At 68.3% G+C, this 19,724-nt stretch carries 19 protein-coding genes, 1 rRNA gene and 1 pseudogene; 9 read left to right on the top strand and 12 right to left on the bottom strand.

All coding sequences use genetic code 11. From position 1 onward, the window contains the following. Positions 1-176: 176 nt before the first annotated feature. A 5S ribosomal RNA gene (rrf, locus tag GV790_RS08970) occupies positions 177-293 on the top strand. Positions 294-428: 135 nt separating this feature from the next. On the opposite strand, the gene GV790_RS08965 is transcribed toward rrf, so the two are convergent. Next, a complete protein-coding gene (locus GV790_RS08965) occupies positions 429-2,123 on the bottom strand; it encodes a 3-ketosteroid-delta-1-dehydrogenase (RefSeq protein WP_163812453.1) in 1,695 nt (564 codons plus the stop codon). A 963-nt stretch (positions 2,124-3,086) separates the two neighbouring features. Then, positions 3,087-3,281, bottom strand: a pseudogene (locus GV790_RS08955) (heat-shock protein HtpX); the annotation flags it as partial. Positions 3,282-3,306: 25 nt separating this feature from the next. On the opposite strand from GV790_RS08955, the gene GV790_RS08950 reads away from it, so the two are divergent. After that, entirely contained in the window at positions 3,307-3,597 is a 291-nt protein-coding gene (locus GV790_RS08950; protein WP_163812451.1) for an antibiotic biosynthesis monooxygenase family protein, read from the top strand. A 39-nt stretch (positions 3,598-3,636) separates the two neighbouring features. Here GV790_RS08950 and GV790_RS08945 read toward each other — a convergent pair whose 3' ends face one another. Next, the gene (locus GV790_RS08945) at positions 3,637-4,035 is read right to left on the bottom strand and encodes a helix-turn-helix domain-containing protein (RefSeq protein WP_163812449.1); all 399 of its coding nucleotides are present in this window, start codon (positions 4,033-4,035) and stop codon (positions 3,637-3,639) included. 113 nt (positions 4,036-4,148) lie between these two features. On the opposite strand from GV790_RS08945, the gene GV790_RS08940 reads away from it, so the two are divergent. The 3 genes from GV790_RS08940 (at position 4,149) to GV790_RS08930 (ending at position 7,532) form a co-directional block, all read left to right on the top strand. Beyond that, positions 4,149-4,874, top strand: coding sequence for a VTT domain-containing protein (locus tag GV790_RS08940; protein WP_163812447.1), 726 nt, complete (start codon positions 4,149-4,151; stop codon positions 4,872-4,874). 266 nt (positions 4,875-5,140) lie between these two features. Next, positions 5,141-6,505, top strand: coding sequence for a hemolysin family protein (locus tag GV790_RS08935; protein ID WP_163812445.1), 1,365 nt, complete (start codon positions 5,141-5,143; stop codon positions 6,503-6,505). Then, a complete protein-coding gene (locus GV790_RS08930; RefSeq protein ID WP_163812443.1) occupies positions 6,498-7,532 on the top strand; it encodes a hemolysin family protein in 1,035 nt (344 codons plus the stop codon). The genes GV790_RS08935 and GV790_RS08930 overlap by 8 nt, the downstream gene beginning before the upstream one ends. On the opposite strand, the gene GV790_RS08925 is transcribed toward GV790_RS08930, so the two are convergent. After that, positions 7,517-8,269, bottom strand: a complete 753-nt coding sequence (locus GV790_RS08925; RefSeq protein WP_163812440.1) for an SDR family oxidoreductase — start codon at positions 8,267-8,269, stop codon at positions 7,517-7,519. The two genes, GV790_RS08930 and GV790_RS08925, sit on opposite strands and share 16 nt — an antisense overlap. Positions 8,270-8,386: 117 nt before the next feature. On the opposite strand from GV790_RS08925, the gene GV790_RS08920 reads away from it, so the two are divergent. Next, a complete protein-coding gene (locus tag GV790_RS08920; RefSeq protein WP_163812438.1) occupies positions 8,387-9,343 on the top strand; it encodes a LysR family transcriptional regulator in 957 nt (318 codons plus the stop codon). On the opposite strand, the gene GV790_RS08915 is transcribed toward GV790_RS08920, so the two are convergent. Both GV790_RS08915 and GV790_RS08910 read right to left on the bottom strand, forming a co-directional pair. Beyond that, entirely contained in the window at positions 9,269-10,108 is an 840-nt protein-coding gene (locus GV790_RS08915) for an SDR family oxidoreductase (RefSeq protein ID WP_163812436.1), read from the bottom strand. The two genes, GV790_RS08920 and GV790_RS08915, sit on opposite strands and share 75 nt — an antisense overlap. A 21-nt stretch (positions 10,109-10,129) precedes the next feature. Then, the gene (locus tag GV790_RS08910; protein ID WP_163812434.1) at positions 10,130-11,185 is read right to left on the bottom strand and encodes a glucose 1-dehydrogenase; all 1,056 of its coding nucleotides are present in this window, start codon (positions 11,183-11,185) and stop codon (positions 10,130-10,132) included. Between the two features lie 180 nt (positions 11,186-11,365). Here GV790_RS08910 and GV790_RS08905 point away from each other — a divergent pair, with 180 nt between their 5' ends. Next, complete coding sequence (locus GV790_RS08905; RefSeq protein WP_163812432.1) at positions 11,366-11,566, top strand: hypothetical protein; 201 nt, start codon at positions 11,366-11,368, stop codon at positions 11,564-11,566. A 104-nt stretch (positions 11,567-11,670) separates the two neighbouring features. Here GV790_RS08905 and GV790_RS31025 read toward each other — a convergent pair whose 3' ends face one another. Further along, entirely contained in the window at positions 11,671-12,276 is a 606-nt protein-coding gene (locus tag GV790_RS31025; protein WP_228806454.1) for a DUF6328 family protein, read from the bottom strand. 224 nt (positions 12,277-12,500) lie between these two features. Between GV790_RS31025 and GV790_RS08895 the strand changes: the two genes are divergently transcribed. Next, entirely contained in the window at positions 12,501-12,923 is a 423-nt protein-coding gene (locus GV790_RS08895) for a ChaB family protein (RefSeq protein WP_163812429.1), read from the top strand. 266 nt (positions 12,924-13,189) lie between these two features. On the opposite strand, the gene GV790_RS08890 is transcribed toward GV790_RS08895, so the two are convergent. Genes GV790_RS08890 through GV790_RS08870 form a run of 5 tightly spaced genes read right to left on the bottom strand, consistent with a single transcriptional unit; the run spans position 13,190 to position 17,690 of the window. Beyond that, complete coding sequence (locus GV790_RS08890) at positions 13,190-13,360, bottom strand: CDGSH iron-sulfur domain-containing protein (RefSeq protein WP_163812427.1); 171 nt, start codon at positions 13,358-13,360, stop codon at positions 13,190-13,192. A gap of 10 nt (positions 13,361-13,370) precedes the next feature. Continuing rightward, positions 13,371-14,027, bottom strand: coding sequence for a HemK2/MTQ2 family protein methyltransferase (locus GV790_RS08885; RefSeq protein ID WP_163812425.1), 657 nt, complete (start codon positions 14,025-14,027; stop codon positions 13,371-13,373). An 18-nt stretch (positions 14,028-14,045) separates the two neighbouring features. Beyond that, positions 14,046-15,077 (bottom strand): iron-containing redox enzyme family protein, encoded by a 1,032-nt coding sequence (locus GV790_RS08880; protein ID WP_163812423.1) that lies wholly within the window; start codon positions 15,075-15,077, stop codon positions 14,046-14,048. A 37-nt stretch (positions 15,078-15,114) separates the two neighbouring features. Continuing rightward, a complete protein-coding gene (locus GV790_RS08875) occupies positions 15,115-16,566 on the bottom strand; it encodes an NAD-dependent succinate-semialdehyde dehydrogenase (protein ID WP_163812421.1) in 1,452 nt (483 codons plus the stop codon). After that, positions 16,563-17,690, bottom strand: coding sequence for an alcohol dehydrogenase catalytic domain-containing protein (locus GV790_RS08870; protein WP_163812419.1), 1,128 nt, complete (start codon positions 17,688-17,690; stop codon positions 16,563-16,565). The genes GV790_RS08875 and GV790_RS08870 overlap by 4 nt, the downstream gene beginning before the upstream one ends. Positions 17,691-17,837: 147 nt before the next feature. On the opposite strand from GV790_RS08870, the gene GV790_RS08865 reads away from it, so the two are divergent. Next, positions 17,838-19,700: a helix-turn-helix domain-containing protein gene (locus tag GV790_RS08865; protein WP_163812418.1), complete on the top strand. Its 1,863-nt coding sequence runs from the start codon at positions 17,838-17,840 to the stop codon at positions 19,698-19,700. The last annotated feature ends 24 nt before the right edge of the window (positions 19,701-19,724 follow it).

The following is a 19,724-nucleotide window of genomic DNA, read 5'->3' as shown; positions in this document are numbered from 1 at the left end:
ATGGGGTTGATAGGCCAGAACTGGAAGCCCGGTAACGGGTGGAGGTGACTGGTACTAATAGGCCGAGGACTTACCAACAAAGAAGCTACGCGTCCACTGTGCAGTATCTGAAACAACACACGCATGCTCGCTTGCCCCGGTGCGGGGGCGCGCTGGCGTGGATAGTTTCATAGAGTTACGGCGGCTATAGCGGTGGGGAAACGCCCGGTCCCATTCCGAACCCGGAAGCTAAGGCCACCTGCGCCGATGGTACTGCACTCGACAGGGTGTGGGAGAGTAGGACACCGCCGGAACATCCTTTCACGAAGGCCCCCGACCACGGTCGGGGGCCTTCGTCGTTTCTGGGGATTTATGCGTCCGAAAAACATTTCGCCGCCCAGGTCGTAATGACCGGGCGGCGAAATATCTTTACATCGAGATGGGCGCTGCTACGACTGGCCGGCCGCGTCTCGTGCTGCGATGTAACCGAATACGAGTCCCTGGCCGATCGTCGCGCCCGCTCCCGGGTAGGTGCGGCCGAAGACATTGGCGGCGGTGTTGCCGATGGCGTACAGGCCCTCGATGGCGGAGCCGTCCTCACGCAGCACGCGCGCGCGTTCGTCGGCGAGAACCCCGCCGCAGGTGCCGAGATCGCTCAAGGTCGTCTTCACCGCGTAGAACGGTCCGCTGGTCAGCGGCCGCAAATTCGGATTCGGCTGGATGGTGGGATCACCGTAGTAGCGGTCGTATGCGCTTTGCCCACGCTGGAACTCGCTGTCGGTGCCGGTCATCGCGTCCTCATTGAAACGGCGGAACGTCTCGGCGAACGTGTGCTCCGGTACGCCGATCTTGCGGGCGAGCTCGGCCGGGTCGTCGGCCTTGTGGGCGATTCCGGCCTCGTACCACGACTGCGGCAGCGGCTGGCGCGGAAACAACCCGGCCGCGAAGATGTAGCTGTTGCGGTACTTCTGATCGAACACGATCCACGCGGACTCCACAGGATCGCCCGCACGCTCACGCTCGAGGATGCGCTGCCCGTACGACATGTAATCGATGGACTCGTTGATGAACCGGCGCCCCGTCTGGTCGACGATGAACGAGCCGGGCAGCGAACGCTCGGCCAGCATCACCGTCGGTGCTCCGCCCGGCAGCGCCGCCACCGCCGGGAACCACCAGGCCTGATCCATCAACCCGGTCGTCGCGCCGGTCTCCTGGGCGACCCGGATCCCATCACCGGTGTTTCCTTCGGCGCCGAGGCTCTCATGCTCGCCGAGCCGCTCGGACTGGTACTTGTGCCGCATCGCCATATCGTGGTCGAAGCCGCCGGCGGCGAGCACCACACCACGACGGGCGGTCACGGTGACTTCCCGGCCATCGTGGGCGACGACGGCGCCGGTGACGCGATCACCCTCGGTGATGAGGCGGACCAGGCTGGTCTCGGTCCAGACCGGGATCCCCGCACGCACCACACCGGCGAACAGGCCGGCCGCCAGCGCCTGACCGCCCGCCATGTACTCGCGGCGCAGCGCCAGACCGCCGACGCCCTGCGCGAGCCGCTTGAGGATGCGGGGAACGCCCTTGCTGGGCACCCTCGCCACCAGGTTCATCCACTTGTAGTCAGCGCCGGTGGTGGGCATCGGCACGGGAGCTTCCATCAGGCCGGGGCGCAGCCGTCGGCGTTCGGCGCGGAGCACCGACGCGTTGAACGGTCGGCATTCGCAGGTGCGTCCGATCGCGGACCCACCCGGAAGTTCCGGATGGTAATCCGAATAGCCTTCGGCCCAGAAGAACTTCATCGGCGTCAAACGCTGCATCATCTCGACGGTCGCGGCGGAATTGTCGACGAACGCCTTGCCGCGTTCGGCCGGGGCAGAATCACCGACCACGGCACGCAGGTAGGTCTCGGCGCGTTCCTGCGAATCACCGGCGCCCGCTTGCCGCAGGATCGGGTTGTCGGGCAGCCAGAACGCGCCACCGGAGCGCGCCGTCGAACCGCCCACATATTCGGTCTTCTCGATGATGAGGGTGGACAGCCCCAGCTCGTTCGCCGTCAAGGCGGCGGCCATACCGGTGCCTGCGCCGACGACCAGCAGGTCGACGGTGGTGTCACCAACCGTTGGGGCGGGTGCGGAACGGGTGCGCAATGGTGTACTCCTTCTTCTGGTATGAGCGCTGTGGACGCGCGCTCGGCGTCGGACCGCAGGACGGCACCCTCCGGCGGAGAACCCGCCGCGTGAACTGCTCTTATGCCCGTTGCGGCCAGGCCGCTGCCCGTCCGCGGGCGGACGTGCGCGTGACGCAGCACACGCTACGGCCGGATCGGCGTCACCGGCCGACGATTCCCGCTGTGCGGGAAGCTCCCGACGGCGCCGAGCAGCGTCTCGGCGCGGGGCCGTAGGGGGTGGGTTCCTGCCGAGCCGGAACCGCCGACGCATGCGGCCATTGGAGCTCTATCCGAGTCGCGGGGCTACAGTGTTCGAGCTGCACCAACGGCTCGATCGTTCGACAACCGACCGATAGGGGGCAACGGTGCTCCTGCCAGGAGTGGGTAGCGTGCTCGGCGACGTGATGGTCCCGCTCGGGCGGATCCTCGTTTTTCGTCGCGGGCCTCGTGTTCTAGGCCGAGTGCTGTAGGTGAAGGGCTGGCGTGTGTGCGCCTGCCCTTCACTCGTGTCGGCGCCGATCCGGTGTGGGGTGCACCGCGCCGGTCCACGGCGCGATCAGGGCGCCGACACCCGCTGGGCTCGGGTGACCAATCCGTCGAGTACGGGTAACTGAGCGGACGGAACCTCGATACCCAGCTGGATGGAATCGGTTCCGGCCGTGGTGAACTCGAACGTGAAGAATGAGCAGCAGGCTGACTCGCGGGCGGCGAGTTCGCGCGCGGATTTCTCGGCGACCGCCTCGTAGGGTCATGCGGGCGTGCGTGGGGAGACGCGTTCGATGGAGGTCAGCGCGGTGGCGAACAGGGCTTCGAGCTCCGCTTCCCGCAGCGGCTGTTCGGCTGTCGGGAGCGTGCACAGATCGACCGGTGCCCACGGCAGTGGCTCGGATCCGGAGCTCCGCGCGGCCGCGGGCTCGGCGCCGTCGATCAGGTTGTGCGCCAGCAGGAGTTCGGCGATCAGTAGTTCGGCGTGGGCTCGGATCTCGTCGCGAATCGGGCGAACCGCCTCGATGTCCTTGCCCGCGGGATTGTCGAGCACCCAATTGCGGCAGCTGACGCCGGGGAAGCACGGGCAGGCGGCGCCGCAACCCATGGTGATCACCACGTCGGAGGTCAGGATCTTCGGTTGCATGGTCGACTGTCACGCCTGCGAAGATGCCCCCATGGTGATCGAACACGCTCTCTTGAATGTTCTCCCCGGTCGTGACGCCGATTTCGAAGCCGCTTTCGCACAAGCCCGCGAGATCATCGCGGCGATGCCGGGCTTCGGCAAGCTCACGCTCTCGCGGTCGATCGAATCGCCCGGTACCTACCTGCTGCTCGTCGAATGGGATCGGCTCGAAGACCATGCCGTCGGCTTCCGGCAGTCGCCGGATTATCAGCGGTGGAAGGTGCTGCTGCACCACTTCTACGACCCGTTCCCGACCGTCGAGCATTTCCGGCCGGTCTTCTGACCGGCGCACAGCCCGTGCGATGCGCGGGCCGTCGGCTGCTCACAGCAGCGGGAGGGTGGGCTGGATTTCTATCGCGACCGAGACCAGGGAGTGCACGCGCGCGGCGATGATGTTGAGCAGGCCCTGGATTTCGGCGGGGGCGGATTCGGCGGCGGTCTGGAGGTTCTTGAGGTCGCCGTCGAGCTGGGCGAGGGTTTCGGCGGTGTCGCGGGGCCGGGCTCGAAGAGCCGCCGCGATCTCGTCGAGGGGGATGCCCTGGGCCTCCAGGCGCTGGATGAGGTGGATGCGGTCGACGTCGCGGGGGTGGTAGAGGCGGTAGCCGCCCCCGGTACGTTCGGCGGGGGTGAGCAGGCCGAGTCCGGTGTAGTAGTCGATGGTCCGGTTGCTGACTCCCGCGCGGGCGGCCAATTCGCCGATGCGGACCAGAGTGTCGGGCATGGGCCTCCTTTCGCGCGGCGGTCACACGATACAGCGCGTGCCGGGTCCCGGCCTGTGTGGAGCGTCATGAGTTACCCGAACCATACAGTTGCGCGTGTTACTGTGGGATCTCGATGAGCACTTACCTGTCGGCCGAGTCGATCACCCACCTGGCGCTGCTGCCGGGATTCCTCGACCCGGTGAACCTGCTGAACTCCTTCGGTACCTGGATGCTGGTCGGCCTGCTGGCTGTCGTGTTCATCGAATCCGGGCTGCTGTTCCCGCTGCTTCCCGGCGATTCGCTGCTGTTCACGGCCGGACTCATCGCCGCCTCGAAATCCACCGAGATCGAGCCGTTCGCGCCGATCTGGTTGTTGCTGATCCTGATTCCGCTGGCTGCCATCGCTGGTGATCAGGTCGGGTATCTCATCGGAGCACGCGGCGGCACCGCGCTGTTCAAGAACGACGATGCCCGGCTGTTCAAGAAGAAGTACATCGACGAGTCGCACGCGTTCTTCGAGAAGCACGGGCCGATCACCATTGTGCTGGCCCGCTTCGTGCCCATTGTGCGCACCTTCGCGCCGGTGGTCGCCGGTGCCTCCGGCATGCGTTATCCGGTCTTCGCCCTCTACAACGTCGTCGGCGGCGTGCTGTGGGGTGCGGGCGTCACCTATCTGGGTTATCTGCTCGGCCAGATCGCGGTGGTCCGCGACAATATCGACCTGATCTTCCTGCTGATCGTGGCGGTGTCGGTGCTGCCGATCGTCATCGAGGTGGGCAAGCGAATGCTGGCGAGCCGGAATTCCACCGAACCCGACGCTGCCGCTTCCGAGGACGCCGAGGAATCTGTGCGGTCCTGAAAGTCGTCGCGGCCGGGGTGGGCTCGCCGAGCGTGTCAAACCATGCGGCCCGCAGCATTTCCGCGAACCCGAACGCGTCGGTCATACGCTTCCCGTCCTACCGCCGATATCGTTGGGCACCCGATCGGGCGGCCCGCCCGGCACCGACCGGGCGCCTTGTCCACATGTCGTTCCAGCCACGGAGAGACACGCATGAAACGCGCATCGCGCAAGGGCCGAAAACCCGGCCCGCCCCCTGACGACCCCCCGAGACCGGGGCAGCGGCAATGCTGACCGTCGCCGGCATCGCGCTCGGCATCCTCGTCGTCCTGCTCATCACCGCGCTCACCGGCTACTTCGTCGCCCAGGAATTCGCGTACATGGCCGTCGATCGGTCCCGATTGAAAGCGCGCGCCGAAGCCGGTGACAGATCGGCGGAACGGGCGCTCGGCGTCACCCGTCGGACCTCGTTCATGCTCTCCGGCGCCCAGCTCGGCATCACCGTCACCGGCCTGCTCGTCGGTTACGTCGCCGAACCGTTGATCGGGCGCGGGCTCGGCGAATTGCTCGGCGGGACCGGGGTGCCCGCGGGTGCCGGCATCGCGGTCGGCGCGGTGCTGGCGATCGCGTTCTCCACACTTGTGCAAATGCTCTTCGGTGAGCTGTTCCCGAAGAACCTCGCCATCGCCAGGCCCGAACCGGTGGCGCGCCGGCTTGCCATGTCCACCACGGTCTATCTGAAGCTGTTCGGCTGGCTGATCCGGTTGTTCGACCAGTCGTCGAATCTGTTGCTGCGCGCACTGCGGATCGAACCGGTGCACGACGTGGAGCACTCGGCCACTCCGCGCGACCTCGAGCACATCGTCGCCACCTCGCGGGACGCCGGCGAACTGCCGCACGAATTGTCGACGCTACTCGACCGGATCCTGGACTTCCCGACCGCCGATGCCGAGCACGCCATGATCCCGCGTTCGCGTGTCGACACCGTGCACATCGACGACCCGGTCGACGACGTACTGGCCCGCATGGGTACCGGCCATACCCGGTACCCGGTTGTCGGGACCTCGAGTGACGACCTGCGCGGCATCATCCACCTGCACGACCTGCTCGACGGCTCCGCCGAGGGGACCGCCGCTCAGCACCTGCGCGAGGCGGTCGTGGTTCCCGGCTCCCTGGCCTTACCCGAGGTCGTCGCGCAGCTGGATGCGGCCGGCGACGAGATGGCGCTGGTAGTCGACGAATACGGTGGTTTCGCCGGCATCGTGACGATCGAGGACATCGCCGAGGAACTGGTCGGTGAGATCGCCGACGAACACGACATCGGCCCCGATACCGCCATCGTCGCCGAGTCCGATGGCTGGCTCGTCGCGGGTGATGTGCACCTGGACGAGGTCGAGCGCGTGCTCGACGTCGAGCTGCCCGCCGGTGACTACGAAACGATCGCCGGGCTCGTCATTTCCGCATACGGCGGCCTTCCGGATCCGGGCACTCGGATAGAGATCGCGCTCGAACCCAGCGGCGCCGACTACATCGATGAGCACGGTTCGGTCGAGCGCACTGTGCGGGCGGAGGTCAGGGCGGTGGCCAAGCATGTGCCCGCGTCGGTGTTCGTGAATCTGCGGATCGAGCGGAAGGCGGCCGAGGATGAGTAATCCATGGGTTGTCGCGGCTGTCACAACCGCCTTGATCGCGGCCAGCGCCTTCTTCGTCGCGGTCGAGTTCGCGCTGATCGCGGCGCGGCGGCACCGCCTCGAAGACGCCGCCGCGACCAGCTCCGCCGCCCGCGCCGCACTGCGCAGTTCGTCGGAACTGTCGGTGTTGCTCGCGGGTTCGCAACTCGGCATCACCGTCTGCACGCTGGCGCTGGGCGCGGTCACCAAACCTGCCGTGCACCACTGGCTCACGCCGTTGTTCGAGCGTCTCGGCGCGCCGTTGTTGGCCGCCGATGCCGCCGGGTTCGTGCTGGCCCTGGTGATCGTCACCTTCCTGCATCTGGTGGTGGGGGAGATGGCGCCCAAGTCGTGGGCGATCGCGCATCCCGAGCGTTCGGCCACGGTGCTGGCGATTCCGATGCGCGCCTTCATGGCGGTCACCAGGCCGCTGCTGAAACTGCTGAATCAGATGGCGAACCGGTGCCTGCGCCGCGTCGGGGTGACGCCGGTCGACGAAGTGGATTCCGGGCAGGACCCGGCGGCATTGCGTCATCTCGTCGAACATTCGGCTACCGCAGGCACCCTCGACGAACGTTATCGCGGCAACCTGATCAGCGCGCTCGAGCTGGAACAACTGTCCGTCGGCGACCTCATGCGCCGGGAGGCCGACCCCGATGCGGTCGCACCCGACGCACATCGGGAGGCGATCCGAGCGATGTCTCGCACTACCGGCCACCTGCGGCTGCTGGTGCGTGACGGTGACGGTTTCCGCGGGGTCGTGCACGTGCGCGACAGCCTCACCGCCACACCGGAGGCCACGGCGGCCGAGCTGATGCGCCCGGTGCTGACCCTGTCGGCGACCATGCCCATTTACGAGGCGCTGCGCACCATGCGCGAAACCCGTACCCATCTGGCGGTGGTGACCGGCGGCCCGACCGGCGAACCGGTCGGGCTGATCACCATCACCGATGTGCTGCGACGGCTCTTACCCACCGCTACCGGGGCGCCGGATCAGCGGGTGGTGTAGCCGCCGTTGGCGAAGATGGTCTGCCCGGTGACCCAGCCACCGTCGGTGACGAGGAATTCCACCAGCGGCGCGATGTCCTCGATGCGGGTCAGCCGTCCGCCCATCGCCTGCGACTTGTGGAACTCCACGCGCTCGGGAGTTTCCTGCGGATAGAAGAACGGGGTGTCCATCGGGCCCGGTGCCACATTGTTGACCGCGATGCCGCGCGCGGCGAACTCCTTGGCAGCGGCGCGGGTGAAGTGCTCGACCGGACTTTTCGCTCCGGCGTAGGTGGAGTAGCCATCGGTGAACGCGGCCAGCAGCGAGGTGACGACGGTGACGATGCGTCCGCCGTCGGCGAGCCGCTTGCCCGCCTCCTGCAAGAAGAAATAGGCGGCCTTGGCGTTGATGTCGAACATCGAGTCGTACTCGGCCTCGGTGACGTCGATGATCGGTTTACGCAACACCTTGCCGACGGTGTTCACCGCGATGTCGACCGTGCCGAAAGCTGCGACAGCGGCGTCGAACATCGCGGTCACCGTCGCGGGCACAGTGAGATCGCCCTGGAAGGTGATCGCTTTCGCGCCCGCGGCTTCGACCGCGGCCACGGTCTTCTCGGCGTCGGCCTCGGTGCTCGCGCTGTTGTAGTGCACCAGAATGTCGGCGCCCTGTTCGGCGAGGGTGGTGCTGATCAGGCCGCCCAGGTTCTTCGCGCCCGCGGCGACGATGGCGGATTTGCCGGCCAGTTTGTCGGTCATCGTGGTGTCCTCACTTGTTCGGGAAGTGGTGTCGACACCGACGCTATGACCGAACGTGACAAATGAAAAACAGATCTTCGCCGTAGTTTCACAAGCAACACTTGTTAGCCTGGCAGGATGCCTGATGACGTGCTCGACCCCCGCCGACTCCGCCAGTTCCTTGCCGTCGCCGAGCACATGAACATGAGCCGGGCCGCGGCCGAACTGCATCTCACTCAGCAGGCGGTGAGCAGCACCATCAAGACCCTCGAACGCGATCTCGGGGTGCGGCTGCTGCACCGTTCGGGCCGTCGGATCTCGCTGACCGCGGCGGGTGCGGCGCTGCACGCGGGGGCCAGGCCGGTGATCGACGCGGCGGCCGCGCTGGCCCGGTCGACCAGACAGTCCGCGCATGGCGAGCGCGCGCAGCTGGTGATCGCCCACACCCCCGCGATCTCATCCGAGGAAGTATTCGATCTGACCGCCGGTGTCCGCGCGGCCTTCCCGGACGCGTCGATCACCGCGCGCCAGTGTTTCCCCGACGAACTGGTCGCCGCGCTGCGCGAGGGGGCGGCCGACGTGGCGTTGCGGCGCGGCGCCACAACGCCCGAGGACGTCGCCGCCGCCGTCATCGCCTACACGCCGTTGCATGTGGCTGTGGCCGCCGCTCATCCGCTGGCTGCGCACACTTCGCTGCGGATGGATCAGCTCGCCGGTGAACGGCTCATCGTGTGGGGCCCGCCCGGTACGTCCTTCTATGCCGATTATCTGCTGTCGATCTGCCGGCGCGCCGGGTTCGAGCCGTCCGTCGTCGTCAACCACATCCAGGGCACGGCGCCGACGACCGCCGTGATCGGCACCGACTGCTTCGCCTTCGTCACCGCCGAACCGGGCACCTACCACCACGGGCAGACAGTGGTCCGCCCGATCGATCAGCCACCGGTCGCCCCGGTCCAGGCGCTCTGGTTGCGGCACACCGAATCCGCCTTGCGGCGAACGTTTCTCAGTGGGCCGCAGGAGTCAGAGGATGGGCCTGCCGCCGGTGACGGCGAGGCGGGCACCGGAGATGTAGCTGCCGTCGTCACAGGCCAATAAGACGTAGGCGGCGGCCAGTTCGGCGGGCTGGCCGGCGCGGCCGAGGGGGACGTCGTCGCCGAAGGCGGTGACCTTCTCCACCGGCATGGTCGACGGGATGAGCGGCGTCCAGATCGGGCCGGGCGCCACGCTGTTGACCCGGATTCCCTTGTCGCCCAGCAGTTGGGCGAGGCTGGCCGAGAAGTTGGCGATCGCCGCCTTGGTCGCGGCGTAGGGGGCCAGCGTCGGGGAGGGCATATCGGAATTGACCGAGGAGCTGCCGATGATCGACGAGCCCGGCGGCATATGCGGGACCGCGGCCTTGACCAGATGGAAGTAGGCGCCGACGTTGACGCGGAAGGTGTAGTCGAATTCCTCGGCGCTGATCTCCTCCAGGGTTTCGTGGGTCATCTGGTAGGCGGCATTGCTGACCAGCACATCGATGTGCCCGAATTCGCGCACGGCGTGCTCGATGACGGTGCGGCAGTGATCGGGATCGGCCAGATCGCCCGGCACCAGCTCGGCGCGACGGCCCGCTTGCTCCACCAGCTGCGCCACCTCCTGCGCGTCCTCGTGCTCGTCCAGATAGGAGATGAGCACATCGGCGCCCTCGCGGGCGAAGGCGATGGCGACCGCCCGGCCGATTCCGCTGTCGGCGCCGGTGACGACGGCGGCCTTACCGGTCATCTTGCCCGAGCCGCGGTAGCTGTCCTCCCCGCAGTCCGGGCGCGGCTGCATCTGCGACTGGATGCCGGGGACCTTTTGCTGCTGTTCGGGAAAGCCCATGGTGATGTCCTTTCTCAGCGGTCAGTGCTCATCGAGGGCGATGACGACCTTCACGTCATCGGGGTCGGGGGTGAACGCATCGGCGAACTTCGTCAGTGGCAGGCGGCGGGTGATGAGGCCGTCGAGCCAGGCCGGGTCGGCGGCGGCGAGTGCGTCGGCGGCGAGACGGTAGTGGCGCAGGTTGGCATTGACGGAGCCGACCACCACGTCGTTTTCCAGCACGATGTCGCGGTGCACAGCGCCGGCGTCGACCTCGATCAACCGGCCCACCGGCGACACTCCGGTCAGGCACACCACCCCGAACGGGGCGGTATTGCCCATGGCGGCGAAGACCACCTGATTCGCGCCGGTGGCCTCGATGATGATGTCGGGGCGCAGGCTCTCGGCGACCGCGGCGGCGTCGCCGTGGTGGTAGGTGGCGCCGAGATCGCGGACCAGGCGCGGTTTCGCGCCGTGCTCGACCCGATCGAGCACGTGCACGTCGAGGCCGCGCCGGCTGCCGAGCAGGGCGGCGAGCAGCCCGATCGGCCCGGCACCGGTTACCAGCACCCGCGACGGCGCGAACCAGCCGCGCTCACCGATGCGTTCGACCTGCTCCCAGGCCTTGGCGACCACGCTGGCCGGTTCCAGTAGCACGCCGACCCGCGCCAGCCGCGGATCCAGCGTCACCGCGTATTCCGGGTCCACACACCACTGTTCGGCGCCGTACCCGTCGAGCTCCTTGATGCCGCGTTCGGTGTAGCGGCCGTTGCGGCAGTTGTCGAATTCGCCGCGGGCGCAGGCCTCGCACGGCACCGGGTCGGGGCGGCGCACGACTCCGACGACGAGATCTCCGGCGGAGAAATCCGAGCCGTCCGGTGCGCTGCGGACCCGGCCGAGGGATTCATGGCCGAGGATCAGCCGGTCTTTGCCCGGTGGCGGCGTGCCGTAGGCGCCGTCGGCGATGTCCCGGTCGGTGCCGCACACACCTACCGCGAGTCCATCGACCAGAAGTTCGCCCGGGCCGGGTTCGGGGTCGGGCAGCTCGTCCAGGCGCAGTGATTCTGGGCGGGCCGGATCCACGGTGAGCGCGCGCATGATGCCGGGCTACCCGTATCCGCGCAGGTCATTCGTCGGCCGCGAGACCTGGTGCCGGACAACCGGTTCGCCGGTGGAGATCGGTGAGAAAAAGTCGGGGCATCGGCGATTAGTCCGTGACGGACCGGGAATCGCACCCCTCGAGGCCGGTGACGGTCTCAGACCAGAAAGGAGTACGAGATGGCAGACTCCAAGAATCCTGGGCAGTTCGGCAATCGTCCGGACACGGAGGAGCAGGCCCGCCGCGGCGGCCAGGCCAGCACGGGTAGCTTCGGCGAGCGCAACGCCGCCGATCCGAGCCAGGCCGGTCGCAAGGGCGCCCAAGCTCAGCCGACCGAAGCGAAGGCACGCGGTGGGCAGCACAGCCATGGCGGCCACTGACCGCCGCCCACCCGACGGTCGCAGCCGCTAGCGGCTGATCCGGACCCGGCGTCGCCACGCCCCGCACCCCTCCGGGACGTATGCGCGCCGGGTCCGTTGCTGGTCTACGAGGCAGCCCGGCGACCGTTGCGCGGAGCGGCGTCGCCCCGCATCACGCTCAACCGCCTGCGCATCGGCGCCACCAGCCACACCACGACGAACACCACCGCTGTCGCCACTCCGGTGACGATGGCAGCGACCGGCCCGACGACCACATCGACGATCAGCGTCGTCACCCCGCACATCGCCACCCCGAGCAGTGCCAGACCGGCCAGCGTGCACCGGTGCGCCGCGGTGACGATGGTCTGCAACCGGTGCCTGCGGAACAGCAGCCGATGCCAGGAGACCGGAGCCACCAGGAAGATGGTGCCGCCCACCGCCGCGCCCGCGGTGACCAGATACACCGCTCGCATACCGGAATCGAGCGCATCGAACGAGGACTGGAACGGCAGGATCATCAGGAAACCGGTCAGCAATTGCACGCCGGTCTGCAATACCCGCAGCTCCTGCAGCAGATGCGCCCAATTGCGGTCCAGCCGCTGCGTGGGGGTCTCGGCCCGGGCATGCCAGTTCCAGGTGTCGTGATCGGCGCCCGCGGGCGTGGAGCCGCGACGATGGCCCGGACGCCGCGGCCGGGCATTGCCCGTGGAGTGTGTGCGACGTACCGGCATAGCGTTCCTCTGTGTTCACCTGCGATGGTCCGGGGACCTGGTTGCGGCGTACCCGCAGCGAACCCGCTCATGCAAGCGGTCGAGGACCTCGAACCGGGCTCACCGATCACCGTAACGCCGCGGCCCGGCGATTCGGCGGTGGTGCACCGGGTACGTCATCGATAGCGGAGCGGTCGGCCGGCGACGCCCGGCCGGACGCCGGAAGCTCAGGAAGGAGCTCTGCGATGCCGAAGACAACCGCACGTGGCGAGGCCAAGCGCTCGGAGTTGCCGAGCACGGTGGCGCGCTCGAGTGAGAAGGCGCAGCGAACCTTCGCCAAGGCCCACGACGCCGCGCTCGAGGAGTACGGCAGCGAATCCCGCGCGCACCGGGTGGCCTACAGCGCGCTCAAGCACAGCTATGAGAAGGTCGGCGACCATTGGGAGCCGAAGGAACGCCGCGGACCCTCCGACGAACGGGCCGCGAGCGGCGGGCCGAACGCGAAGGGCGACACCGCCGAGGGCGTGAACGCCAACGCGACCAAAAAGCACCTGATCAACGTCGCGGGACGGCTGGAGATCACCGGCCGCTGGAAGATGACCAAGTCCGAATTGATCGACGCCATCGAGAAGACCAATCGCCGGAAGACCGCGGCTCGACGCGGGTGAAGCCGGCGCGAACGTCGGTTTCGCGCCGGTCGGACAGGGAATTACGCGACTGTAGGCAGGGCCGGTTGTCGAGAAAACGGCACCGGCCCCCGGGGGGAACCGCATGAATGCCGGTCGGAGCAGGACAGCTCGACAACGGCGTCGGCTCGGCCCGACCGGTGATGTCCCGGCCGCGTGAGCGCCCGGACAGGCGGTGTCGCTCGCGATCAGCGCGCCGACGATGTCGCGCCGACCACGAGATCACCGCCGTGAAGATGGGCGACAGGTCACTCCCGCCGGTGCCTGCGATGGCTCGTGTCGCACAACGGGTAGCACTTGGACCGTTTGCACAGGCAGATCGCGACTTGAAATCTGTCCGAGCGCACGGTGCGTCCATCGGCGGTGGTCAGTTCGACGGGGCCGTCGACGAGCGCGGGGCCGTCTGCGGTGAACCGCACGCGGGTGGGCTCAGGGCTTGGTTCGGTCGGCACGAATCACCACCAGTTCCTCATGTCGCTGACCGGGTTCGATGAGTCCCTGCTCGGCCAGCCACTGTGCCCGCGAGCGCATGACGGGCCCGAACGGGATGTGTGTGCGGGCCACCACGGCCGCCTTCAATCCGCCGGCCTTCAACCGCGACACCGTGATATTCGGTCCGCTGATCGCCGACTGCACCAGCAGGGCGACGCCATTGAGGTCCAGCAGACTCGGCAGCCGGGCGCACAGCGGGTCGAGCAGGTCCCGGCCGTGATGGCCGGCGTCCCACGCCTGTGCGCCCAACCGGGACCTGGCACCGTCGGCGACCGGAACATACGGCGGGTTCGCCAGCACCACATCGAACCGGCGGTTGTGCATGACGGTGCGGAAGTCACCGTGCACCAGCTCCACGGCCAGCCTGCGCAGCCGGATGTTGAGCCAGGCCGAGAGCACGGCCGCGCGCGAGATGTCGACCGCGGTCACCGAGGCGGCGCCGGCCTTGGCGGCGGCGATCGCGACGGCGCCGGTGCCGGTGCACAGGTCGAGCACCCGCCCGCCGGGTGCCAGGCCGGCCTCGGTCATGGCGCGGGCGAGCAGCCACGAGTCGGCCTGGGGGCGGTAGACGCCGGGGGCGCTGATGAGTCTCATGCGAGGGGGATATCCCGTTTACGCCGGGTCATTCTCGCTGGTCGTCGGCGCGCTCGGCAGGACCGATGGATCGAGCAGCGAACTGCGCCCGGCGCGCCAGCTATCCACCACATGATCACCGAAGCGATCCTCGAGCAGATTCGTCGCCTGGATGCCGAAGACGATAGACGGAACAAGGGCGGGTTCGCGGGCCGCCAGATCGCCGATGACGCCGTCACGCATGACCTGCTCGTGGACCGCGTCGGCCTCGACATGCTCGCGGTAGAACAGCACACAGGCCGGATCGGCGCCCATCTGTTCCAAGATCTGCACCAGCCGCGCAGATCCCGGCGGTGAGGTGATCTCCACGGTGGCGAAGTGCCCGACCAGCGCCCCGCGCCACTTCCGGTGCAGCCCGAACAGCGACATCGTGTTGACCAGCGCGATCATCGGCGTTGGCACCGCGTCGAGATAGTGCAGGTAGCCGGAATCCAGGCCGGCTCCTTCGAGGAGGTCGGCGAACAGCCGGGCATGAACTCGCTCGCCGCGCCCGCCGCCGAACTCGTCGAACTCCACCGCCACCAGCGATGCCTTGGCCTGGCCCCGCAGCCGCGGAATCACCCAGGCATACGGGTCGGCTTCCTTGTGGTGGTAGATCGAGCGGTGCACGAAGTATTCACGCAGGTGTGTCCAATCGGGATGTTCGTGCAGATGCCTGGCCACACCCGGGGCGTCCACCGGTGCGGTGAGCAGATACTCGAGTTCTCCGTCGAGGTCGTCGCCGCCGGGGACGTCATCGTGTAGCGCCTCCGACCAGGCCCGCTCGAGTTCGGCACGCAGCCGCAGCAGCCCCGGATCCCATTCCCAGTCCGGATCCACCCCGTCGAAGCCGTGATAGTGCAGCTCATAGCAGGTATGCAGGGCCAGGTGCAGGTCATCGCTGTACGGATCGACATGGCCGGCAGGCGGCACCGGGTTGCCCGGCTGCCCGCGCAAGGTCCGCATGACGGCCTCCGACAGCGGGCCGCGGGGGCGGGGCAGCACGAAATGGTCCTCGATCACAGGGGACATGCTCCCCGCTTACCCGGTGCCGTGGTGATCAATCAGCTCACAGCGCAATCCCGATGTACTTGGTTTCCAAGTACTCCTCGAGACCCTCGACGCCACCTTCCCGCCCCAGACCCGAGGACTTCACACCGCCGAACGGCGCGGCGGGATTGGAGACGACGCCGGAGTTGAGGCCGATCATCCCGGTCTCCAGCCGCTCGGAAACGGTGAGCGCTTCGCCGATGTTCTCGGCGAAGACGTAGCCGATGAGACCGGCGTCGGTGTCGTTGGCCATGGCCACGGCCTCGTCGGTGGTGGCGAAGGTGCGGATCGGGGCGACGGGTCCGAAGATCTCCTCGCGCAGGATCGCCGAGGCCGGATCGAGATCGGTGAGCACGGTCGGTTCGACGAAGTAGCCGGGGCCCGGGAGGGCCTTGCCGCCGGTGAGCACCCGGGCACCGCGGTCGACGGCATCGTCGACCAGCGCGTTCACCTTGGCGACGGCGGCGGCGTCGATGAGCGGTCCGACGTCGGTGTCGGCATCCAGGCCGTTGCCGACCGTCAGCCCCGCCAGGGCATCGGCCAGCCGCCGGCCGAATTCCTCGGCCAGCGATTCGTGGACCAGGAACCGATTCGCGGCCGTGCAGGCTTCGCCGTTATTGCGCATCTTGGCGGCCACGGCTCCGGCGACCGCGCGATCGAGATCCGCGGAGGCGAGCACCACGAACGGCGCGTTGCCGCCCAATTCCATCGATACCCGCAGCATCCGCTCGGCGGCCTGCGCGGTGAGCGCGCGGCCGACGGCGGTGGAGCCGGTGAAGGTCAGCTTGCGCAGCCGCGGATCGGTGATGAGTGGATGCGACAGTTGCGGCGCGGCCGAGGTCGTCACGCAGTTCACCACACCCGGCGGCAGCCCGGCCTCGTCGAGCACCGTCATCAGGGCCAGGGTGGTCAACGGTGTCTGCGGCGCGGGTTTGATCACCACCGTGCACCCCGCCGCGAGCGCGGGCGCGATCTTGCGGGTGCCCATGGCGAGCGGGAAATTCCACGGCGTGATGGCGAAAACCGGGCCAACGGGCTGTTTCAGCGTCATGATCCGGTTGCCGCCGGACGGAGCGCGCTGGAAGCTGCCCGCGGCGCGCACGCCCTGTTCGGCGAACCAGCGCAAGAATTCGGCGCCGTAGGCGACTTCGCCGCGCGCTTCGGCGAGGGGTTTGCCCATCTCCAGGGTGATCAGGGTGGCGAACTGTTCGGCCCGTTCGTGCAACAGGGCGAACGCGGCCATCAGGATGTCGGCGCGAGCACGTGGGTCGGTCTCGGCCCAGCCGGCTTGGGCGCGCACGGCGGCGTCGAGGGCGGCGCGGCCGGTGGCCGGATCGGCGTCGGCGACGTGGGTGAGGGTGGTGGCGGTGGCGGGGTTGTCGACGGCGAGGGTGGCGGCGTCATCGGTCCAGTGGCCGTCGATGAAATGCCCGGTGGGTAGGTCTTTCAGCACTCGGTCGGCGGCGATCATGCCTTCACCCGCTCGGTCCCGTCGAACATGATGACCTGGCGGATCGCCAACCCGTCGGCGAGCAGGTCCATCGCCTCGTTGATCTCGGTCAAGGCGATTCGTGACGAAATGAGCTTGTCCACCGGCAATCTGCCCTCCCGCCACATCTGCGCATACCGCGGGATATCGCGCGACGGGACAGCCGAACCGAGATAGCTGCCCACCACGGTGCGTGCTTCGGCGGTGATGGTCAACGGCGAGATCGAGGCCCGCGCCGCCGGGGCGGGCAGGCCGACGGTGATCGTGGTGCCGCCCGATCGGGTTGCGGCGAAAGCGGTTTCGAAGGCGCGCGGATGACCGGCGCATTCGATGACGTAGCGGGCCTTGATCCCGTTCTCGGCGACCTGCTCGGGGGTGTAGACCTCGGTCGCGCCGAGCGCCTTGGCCTGCTCGAGCTTGTCCGCCACCGTGTCCACGGCGATGATCTGCCGCACGTGCTGTGCCTTCGCGGTGATCACCGCCGCCATACCCACCCCGCCGAGCCCGACCACCATCACCGAATCCGACGGCGCCGGGTCGGCCACATTCAACACCGCGCCGCCGCCGGTGAGTACCGCGCAGCCGAGGACCGCGGCGATATCCGGCGGGATATCGGCGTCGACCGGCACCGCCGAGGCGCGGTCGATCACGGCGTGGGTGGCGAAACCGGAGACACCGAGGTGGTGGTGCAGGGTTTCGCCGTCACGGGTCAGGTGCCGCGTATGGTGCAACAACTCGCCCGCATTGTTGGTGAGAGTGCCCGCCGAACACGGCAGCCGCCCGTCCTCGGCGCAAGCCTCGCATTGTTCGCAGCGCGGCAGGAACGACATCACCACCCGCTGACCAGGGGCCAGGTCTGTCACGGCGTCGCCGGTGGCCTCCACGATGCCCGCCGCCTCGTGACCGAGCAGCATCGGCGTCGGACGCAGGCGGTTGCCGTCGACCACACTCAGATCCGAATGGCAGACGCCCGCCGCCTCGATGCGGACCAGCAGTTCGGTGGGTCCGGGCGGGCTGAGTTCGACCTCTCCCACGGTGATCGGCCGCGATTGTGCGAACGGCCGGGCCCGGCCGGATTCCTCGAGGACTGCTCCGGTGATCTTCATCGGCTCCCTGACGTCGTGATGGACCCGGCGGTGCCGGGTGCGGGCGAGCGATTCCACGATATGGCCGCGGTCACCACCTGTATATGACCGGAACGTACATTCATTCAGAAGGTAGGTGTGCGCCGCGCATATAGAAAGGGGTCGGCTATGGATATGTCGTTGTTGGAAGACATCGATGCCGGCATCTCCGAGGCCGAACTCGACGCCCGGCTCACCGAGGCGTTGCGGCGGCACGAGATCACCGAGGCCACCGCAGCGGCCGCGCGCGGCATCCACCGCAGGCTGGCCGAACGGCGCGAACGCGAAGAGCTGTTGCGGGTCTTGCACGACACCGCGACCGACCTGACCGGAATCCGCGACGTGGAGGCGGTATTGGCCGCCATCGTGCGGCGCACCCGGCTGCTGACCGGCAGCGATATGGCCTACATCAGCCTCAACGACTACCGCACCCGCGAGACCTATATCCGCAAGTCCGACGGTGTGATCACCCAGGCCTACCGGACCATCCGGATGCCGATCGGCACCGGCGTGCTCGGCAAGGCCGCGGCCGGACTGTCGCCGTATCAGTCGGCCGACTATCTCGCCGATCCCGGCATCGTGCACTTGCCGCACATCGACGCCATCGTCCGCGCCGAAGGTGTGCGCGCGATCCTCGGGGTGCCGCTGAATCTGCACGGCAGCGTGATCGGCGCGCTGTTGATCGCGGACCGGTCGCCGCGCAGCTATCCCAGCACCCTGATCGATCTCATCGACACGGTCGGCAAACACGCCGCCGTCGCGCTGGACAACGCCGAACGATTCACCGAGATCACCAGTGCGCTCGATGATCTCGCGTCCGAGCAGGACCTCCACGTCAGCCGGGTGCGCCAGCTCCAGGACGTGATCGCGCTGGATGAGCGGCTGATCGAAACCGTGGTCGGCGGACGCGGACTGGACGGATTCGCCGAACTCGCGCATCAGGTGCTCGCGGCGCCCGCGGTGGTGCTCGACCCCGCCGGCGGTGTGCTTGCCGCCCATCCCGGCGACCACGCGTGGGTCGACGCGATCGCCGAGCAGGCCAACGGCACGGAGTTCGCCGGCGTGATCGCCACCGGCAAACCCCGGGCCCTGCGAGACCGCACCCTGGTGCCCGCCAAGGCCGGCGGCACCCATCTGGCGACGTTGGTCCTGGCCGGATCGATTCCCGCGGGGCAGGGTGGGCTACTCGAGCGGCTGGCGATCTTCCTGACCGTGCTGCGCCTGTTCGACCAGGCTGCCCACGATTCCGCGCAGCGCCAGCAGTTCGAGGTGCTCGACGACATCCTCTCCGGACGTGTGGTCGATCTCGAGCAGTGGCAACGGCGTGCTGCGCGCTTCGGGCTCCGGCCGGGCGATCGGCTGACCAGCATCGTCATCGATGTGCACGGCGCCGATCACCGGCGCGTCGATGCGCACATCCGGCGTGCCCTCGGGGCGAGTCCGGCGCTGGTGGCCGAGCACGGCGGGCATTTCTGTGTGCTCGTCGCTGCCGGGCAGCACGCCGTCGCCGCTCTGGAAGGGGAGTTCGCGGCGCACGGTGTGCTCGCCACCCTCGGTTACGCCGGGCCGGCCGCGGGGCTCGACGCCGTCGCCGCCACCCACCGGCAGGCCGAACGCGCGCTGTCGACGCTGGTCCTGCTGGGCCGCGCGGGCCAGAGTCTCGACGGGGCCAGGCTCGGTGCCGTCGGCCTGCTGCTCGACGCGGCGGGCAAGCTCGGCGCCGAGTACGAGCCACTCGGCGAAATCGCGCCGCTGCTCGCCTATGACCGCGACCACGGGACCGCGCTCACCGAGACCGCCTGGGCCTACCTGGAAACCCATGCCGCACTGGCCGACACGGCCGCCCGGTTGTTCATCCACCGCAACACGGTGCGGCAGCGGCTGGCCCGCATCGCCGATCTGCTCGGCGAGGACTGGCTCGACAGCACCCGCCGACTCGACCTCCACCTCGCGCTGCGCATCTGGAAGTTGGGGGCCTCTCCCACTCAGTAGACGGATAACGGCAGTTTCTGCCAC

This window comes from Nocardia cyriacigeorgica (genome assembly GCF_010858045.1).
Classification (GTDB): Bacteria; Actinomycetota; Actinomycetes; order Mycobacteriales; family Mycobacteriaceae; genus Nocardia; species Nocardia cyriacigeorgica_E.
This window is presented reverse-complemented; position numbering and strand designations above follow the sequence as displayed.

What these genes read in the sequence shown, in the direction of transcription:
- GV790_RS08950 (WP_163812451.1), top strand. Translation starts at nt 3,307, where the DNA reads ATGGTGATCGAACACGCTCTCTTGAATGTTCTCCCCGGTCGTGACGCC.
- GV790_RS08945 (WP_163812449.1), bottom strand. Translation starts at nt 4,035, where the DNA reads ATGCCCGACACTCTGGTCCGCATCGGCGAATTGGCCGCCCGCGCGGGA.
- GV790_RS08940 (WP_163812447.1), top strand. Translation starts at nt 4,149, where the DNA reads ATGAGCACTTACCTGTCGGCCGAGTCGATCACCCACCTGGCGCTGCTG.
- GV790_RS08935 (WP_163812445.1), top strand. Translation starts at nt 5,141, where the DNA reads ATGCTGACCGTCGCCGGCATCGCGCTCGGCATCCTCGTCGTCCTGCTC.
- GV790_RS08930 (WP_163812443.1), top strand. Translation starts at nt 6,498, where the DNA reads ATGAGTAATCCATGGGTTGTCGCGGCTGTCACAACCGCCTTGATCGCG.
- GV790_RS08925 (WP_163812440.1), bottom strand. Translation starts at nt 8,269, where the DNA reads ATGACCGACAAACTGGCCGGCAAATCCGCCATCGTCGCCGCGGGCGCG.
- GV790_RS08920 (WP_163812438.1), top strand. Translation starts at nt 8,387, where the DNA reads ATGCCTGATGACGTGCTCGACCCCCGCCGACTCCGCCAGTTCCTTGCC.
- GV790_RS08915 (WP_163812436.1), bottom strand. Translation starts at nt 10,108, where the DNA reads ATGGGCTTTCCCGAACAGCAGCAAAAGGTCCCCGGCATCCAGTCGCAG.
- GV790_RS08910 (WP_163812434.1), bottom strand. Translation starts at nt 11,185, where the DNA reads ATGCGCGCGCTCACCGTGGATCCGGCCCGCCCAGAATCACTGCGCCTG.
- GV790_RS08905 (WP_163812432.1), top strand. Translation starts at nt 11,366, where the DNA reads ATGGCAGACTCCAAGAATCCTGGGCAGTTCGGCAATCGTCCGGACACG.
- GV790_RS31025 (WP_228806454.1), bottom strand. Translation starts at nt 12,276, where the DNA reads ATGCCGGTACGTCGCACACACTCCACGGGCAATGCCCGGCCGCGGCGT.
- GV790_RS08895 (WP_163812429.1), top strand. Translation starts at nt 12,501, where the DNA reads ATGCCGAAGACAACCGCACGTGGCGAGGCCAAGCGCTCGGAGTTGCCG.
- GV790_RS08885 (WP_163812425.1), bottom strand. Translation starts at nt 14,027, where the DNA reads ATGAGACTCATCAGCGCCCCCGGCGTCTACCGCCCCCAGGCCGACTCG.
- GV790_RS08880 (WP_163812423.1), bottom strand. Translation starts at nt 15,077, where the DNA reads ATGTCCCCTGTGATCGAGGACCATTTCGTGCTGCCCCGCCCCCGCGGC.
- GV790_RS08875 (WP_163812421.1), bottom strand. Translation starts at nt 16,566, where the DNA reads ATGATCGCCGCCGACCGAGTGCTGAAAGACCTACCCACCGGGCATTTC.
- GV790_RS08870 (WP_163812419.1), bottom strand. Translation starts at nt 17,690, where the DNA reads ATGAAGATCACCGGAGCAGTCCTCGAGGAATCCGGCCGGGCCCGGCCG.
- GV790_RS08865 (WP_163812418.1), top strand. Translation starts at nt 17,838, where the DNA reads ATGGATATGTCGTTGTTGGAAGACATCGATGCCGGCATCTCCGAGGCC.